We start from the raw sequence: 3,322 nt of genomic DNA on the forward strand, positions 1-3,322 counted from the left end.
CCTCCTCCTACTCGATTGGTGTCGCTAGTTCAATGAGAGTGAGCGGAAGGAAGAGTAGAATGAATCTCAGAGACAAAAAAGACCGCACGAGGCGGTCTTTATAAAAGTGAGCGTAGGACTGTTTAACTACAGAACCTAATTACAGAACCATGGCTGCAATCCAACCGAATACGATCAGTGGGATGTTGTAGTGCAGGAATGTTGGAACTACGGTTTCCCATACGTGCTCGTGTTGACCATCAGCATTTAGACCAGACGTTGGACCTAATGTTGAGTCAGAAGCCGGAGAGCCCGCATCACCAAGTGCTGCAGCTGTACCTACTAGAGCGATTGTTGCCATAGGCGAGAAGCCAAATGCTGCTGCTAGTGGAACGTAGATAGTTGCAAGGATTGGAATCGTAGAGAACGAAGAACCAATGCCCATAGTAACCAATAGACCAACAATTAGCATAAGTAGTGCTGCTAGAGGCTTGTTGTCGCCGATGCTTGTTGAAAGTGCTTCAACCAAAGATTCAACGCCACCTGTTTGCTTCATAACTGCCGCGAAACCTGCTGCTGCAATCATGATGAAACCGATCATTGCCATCATGTGAACGCCCTTGGTGAAGACATCTTGTGTCTCTTTCCAAGCAATAACGCCACCGAAGGTAAATACCATGAAACCCGCTAGAGCACCGATGATCATAGAGCCCGTCGACAGTTGAACTGTTAGCGCAGCTACGATACCCGCCGCTGCAACTAAGATGTGCTTCTTGTTGATCTCTTTCACTTCTGTTGAAACAACAGTGTGAGAGGTTTCTTTGTATTGGCGAGGCTTACGGTAAGTAAAGAATACTGCAGTAAGGAGACCGAAGATCATGCCTGCTGCTGGTAACAACATTGCCATAGGTACTTGGCTTGCTACAACGTTTTCAAGACCATTGTCGTGAAGGTTTTTAAGCAGGATGTTGTTTAGGAAGATGCCACCAAAACCAATCGGTAACACCATGTAAGGTGTAATCAGACCAAAAGTAAGTACACACGCAACTAGACGGCGGTCTAGGTTCATTTTTGCGAATACGCCTAGTAGAGGTGGGATTAAGATTGGGATGAAGGCGATATGTACTGGAATCACGTTTTGCGAAGACATGGTCACTAAGATCAACGACGCAAGCATGCCGTATTTAAGACCAGTCGATGCCGCACTGTTCTCTTTGCCGTGAATGCGTTTGATAACACTTTGAGCAAGGAGATCTGTGATACCAGAACGTGAGATAGCAACAGCGAATGTACCAAGCATAGCGTAGCTAAGTGCAATCGTTGCACCGCCGCCTAATCCACTTTCGAAAGCCGCGACTGCGTCGTTCAAGCTCATACCAGAGGCTACGCCACCGATAATTGCACTGAACGTCAGAGCAACGACTACGTTTACGCGCATCAAAGCTAAAACAAGCATGATGCAAACTGAAATTACAACAGGATTCATATTATTCTCGGGATGTTGTGTTTTTTATGAAGGCAATACGAAAAAACGTTTACCGACTCTATTTTTTATTCTTCGTCAACAAGAGGCCAACCACCAAGGGCTTTCCATTTGTTTACAATGCCGCAAAATAACTCTGTGGTTTTTTGCGTATCATACAAAGCAGAGTGTGCTTCTTTGTTGTCAAATTCCATCCCTGCAGTGCGGCAAGCTTTAGCCAAAACGGTTTGACCGTAGGCAAGACCACTAAGAGCTGCAGTGTCAAAAGTAGCAAATGGATGGAAAGGGACGCGTTTAAGCTTACAGCGCTCACTTGCCGCATTAACGAAGTTCAAATCGAATGTAGCGTTGTGAGCAACCATGATTGCGCGACTGCAATCTGAAGCTTTTTGTTCTTTTCTCACTAGCTTGTAGATTTCTTTAAGGGCTTCTTGTTCCGACACAGCACCACGTAATGGGCTAAATGGGTCTTTAATTCCGTTAAAGTCTAATGCTGCCTGCTCTATATTTGCGCCTTCAAAAGGCTCAATGTGAAAATGAAGCGTTGATGCAGGGTGCAGATCTCCGTTCTCATCCATTTTTAATGTAATGGCACAGATTTCTAATAATGCATCGGTTTCAGCGTTAAACCCTGCGGTTTCCACGTCGATGACCACTGGAAAATAGCCGCGAAAGCGTTTTTTTAGGGTCAGAGCTTCGTTTTCTACAGTCATGTTATCCCAAATAAGTGTGATTAAGGCTGCATTATTGCAGATAATAGCAGTGATAAAAACTAGGGAAGGGCAATAAATCTTAAATTACCTAACCCATTGCGGCTTGATAATTGCATATTTAAACGTGAGAGAAAAATGCGGCAATTGGCTGCATTGTTAAACGAATTGCTTAAGAGATACTCCACTTTATGAAGAAACAACTCATAACAGGTTCAATGCTATTTTCGCTACTTGTGTCGTCATCGGTCATGGCACAAGAAAAGCGTTACGGAGCATCTCCTCAACAGTCGACATGGGAGATGGTAGCCAACACGCCACTTGAATGTCGCTTGGTCCACCCAATTCCAAACTTTGGTGATGCTGAGTTCTCATCTCGCGCGAGTAAAAAAATCATTTTGGACTTTGAGCTTAAAATGCGCCGTCCAATGGGTGCGACGCGCAATGTAAGCTTGATCTCTATGCCGCCACCTTGGCGTCCGGGTGAAAGTGCTGATCGTATGACAACCATTAAGTTCTTCCAGCAATTTGACGGCTATGTCGGCGGTCAAACAGCTTGGGGCATCTTGAGTGAGTTGGAGAAAGGGCGTTATCCGACATTCAGCTACCAAGAGTGGCAGAGCCGAGATCAACGTATCGAAGTGTCGTTGTCGTCGGTGTTGTTCCAAGAAAAATACAATGTGTTCAGTGACTGTGTTGCTAACCTGCTGCCTTACAGCTTTGAAGATATCTCTTTCACTATTTTGCATTACGACCGCAACAGCGATCAGCTGAATAAATCGTCGCGCAAAAGGCTGAGCCAGATTGCCGATTACGTTCGCTATAACCAAGACATCGACCTTGTGCTGGTGGCAACGTACACCGACTCTGTCGACAGCAAAGGGATTAGCCAAAACCTTTCAGAGCGCAGAGCAGAATCGTTAAGAGAGTACTTCAAATCTCTAGGCCTGCCAGAAGATCGTATCCAAGTGCAAGGCTATGGCAAGCGTCGTCCGATTGCGGACAATAACTCGCCAATTGGTAAAGATAAGAACCGACGTGTTGTGATCTCTTTAGGTCGTACACAGGTTTAAGCTAAACAATAGCTTGTTTTGAAATGACAAAGCCCGTCTTGATGACGGGCTTTTTTATGTTGTGCGCCGAGCATGGC

Annotated in this window: 3 protein-coding genes; 1 reads left to right on the plus strand and 2 read right to left on the minus strand. The window is 45.4% G+C overall.

Annotation, left to right across the window (positions count from 1 at the left end; genetic code table 11):
- Positions 1-139: 139 nt before the first annotated feature.
- Positions 140-1,465: a Na+/H+ antiporter family protein gene (locus AB4371_RS22415; protein ID WP_029235135.1), complete on the minus strand. Its 1,326-nt coding sequence runs from the start codon at positions 1,463-1,465 to the stop codon at positions 140-142.
- Positions 1,466-1,530: 65 nt separating this feature from the next.
- Positions 1,531-2,175 (minus strand): ribonuclease T, encoded by a 645-nt coding sequence (gene rnt, locus AB4371_RS22420; protein ID WP_017061178.1) that lies wholly within the window; start codon positions 2,173-2,175, stop codon positions 1,531-1,533.
- Positions 2,176-2,363: 188 nt separating this feature from the next.
- Between rnt and motY the strand changes: the two genes are divergently transcribed.
- Positions 2,364-3,245 (plus strand): flagellar protein MotY, encoded by an 882-nt coding sequence (gene motY, locus AB4371_RS22425; protein ID WP_017063457.1) that lies wholly within the window; start codon positions 2,364-2,366, stop codon positions 3,243-3,245.
- Positions 3,246-3,322 lie beyond the last annotated feature (77 nt).

The sequence above is a fragment of the Vibrio sp. 10N.261.51.A3 genome (assembly GCF_041471965.1).
Taxonomy (GTDB): Bacteria; Pseudomonadota; Gammaproteobacteria; order Enterobacterales; family Vibrionaceae; genus Vibrio; species Vibrio crassostreae_C.

Bases quoted from the DNA above. Each gene is read 5' to 3' on its own strand.
- AB4371_RS22415 (WP_029235135.1), bottom strand. From the start codon at position 1,465: ATGAATCCTGTTGTAATTTCAGTTTGCATCATGCTTGTTTTAGCTTTG.
- motY (WP_017063457.1), top strand. From the start codon at position 2,364: ATGAAGAAACAACTCATAACAGGTTCAATGCTATTTTCGCTACTTGTG.
- rnt (WP_017061178.1), bottom strand. From the start codon at position 2,175: ATGACTGTAGAAAACGAAGCTCTGACCCTAAAAAAACGCTTTCGCGGC.